This is a genomic window from Tahibacter aquaticus, assembly GCF_004363655.1.
GTDB classification, from domain to species: Bacteria; Pseudomonadota; Gammaproteobacteria; order Xanthomonadales; family Rhodanobacteraceae; genus Tahibacter; species Tahibacter aquaticus.
In genome coordinates, this window is record NZ_SNZH01000067.1 from 1 (window position 1) to 1,453 (window position 1,453).

Sequence of the window (1,453 nt, forward strand, 5' to 3'; positions counted from 1 at the left end):
TCGCCCATGTAGGTGTGGGTGATATCGAAGGACAGGCGCAGGCCGGTCAGGGTGCCGGTGGTGCTGACGACCTGGCTGTCGGTGACGCCGGTGGTGTTGTTGTCGGGAATGGCCAGTGCCGGCGTGCGGCAGAAGTTGGTCACTACCGGTGCGGTGGTGAAGCTGAAGGCGCTGGAGGCCGCCCCCTGGCCGCAACCGTTGATGCCGTAGACACGCCAGAAGTACTGCGTGTTGTTGGCCAGTGCCGTGCCCGGCGTGAAGCTGGTGCCGCTGACGACCTGGTTGACGACGAGGTTGCTGAAGGCCGAGTCAGTGGCCACCTGGACGCGGTAGCTGCTGGCCCCGGCGATGGCGGCCCAGCTCAGTGCCGGCGTGGTGGACACGCTGGTGGCGCCGTTGGCTGGAGCGCTCAAGCTGCCGGCACCGGTCACGGCGGCGGTGACATCGAGCGTGACGCCGGCAGTCTGGCTCAGTGCCGGCGAGGTGGAAGCGCCGGTGATGACCAGGTTGTAGTTGCCGGTGGCAACACCGCTGGTGCCGATGGACAGTGCGCTGGTCGCAGCCGGGTTGGCCGGCACGACCGAGGCCGGGCTGAAGCTGCTGCTGCCGCCGGCGGGTACGCCGGTGATGGACAGGCCGACCGGGCTGGTGAAGGTGCCGACGCTCTGCACGCCGACGCTGTAGCTGGCGGCCGAGCCGGCGCAGACGCTGACCGAGGCCGGCGTTGCGGCGAGGGTGAAGCCGTTGGTTCCGCCGACCTGGAAATTGCCGGTGGCGGCCAGGGCGTACTTCTGCGGGCCGGTCGGCACGTTGATGCCGCGCACGCGTACCGTATACGTGCCGGCTGCCGGGGCGGCGAAGCTGATGCGATGCACGTTGTTGCGGTTGTCGTAGCCGGTGGTGGCGATGCTCTGGGTCGGGTTGGCGTTGTTGACGCCGACGCCGCTGGGCAGCTTCTGCGTCCACACATCGCCGTTGGGTGCCTGCACTTCCAGGCGCAGGGAATTGACCAGGGCCGGGTTGGCGTTGACGGCCGCGGCGACGTCGGTCCAGGCCAGGGTGATGTTCAGCGGCTGGCCGGCGGTGACGGTGATGGTGTGGGTGTCGGCGCCGTTGGTGGCCAGGCCGGTGGGCGAGTCGTGGATGTACAGGCGGCTGGCGTCGCCGTTGAAATACAGCGAGTTATCCAGATGTATACGGCCCCAGCCCTGCGACTGTCCCGGCGCGGTGCCGGCACCGGTGCCGGTCATGCTGCTGGCGCCGGAAATCAGGATGGCCTTGATCAGCGCGCCCGAGGGATTCGGGATCGCATTGGCGGCGACTTTCTGGCCGGTCGGATAGAAGCCGCGGGCGAGGTAGTCGCGTACCAGGGCGGCGAGGCCGGCGGCGGTCGGCGTGGCCATCGAGGTGCCGCTCATGCTCAGCGTGCCGCAGGCATTGCGCGCGGCCGAGA

Annotated in this window: 1 protein-coding gene; it reads right to left on the reverse strand. The window is 69.1% G+C overall.

Annotation, left to right across the window (positions count from 1 at the left end; all coding sequences use genetic code 11):
* On the reverse strand, positions 1-1,453 hold a 1,453-nt coding region (locus DFR29_RS28800; RefSeq protein WP_166654430.1), incomplete at both ends, for a pre-peptidase C-terminal domain-containing protein.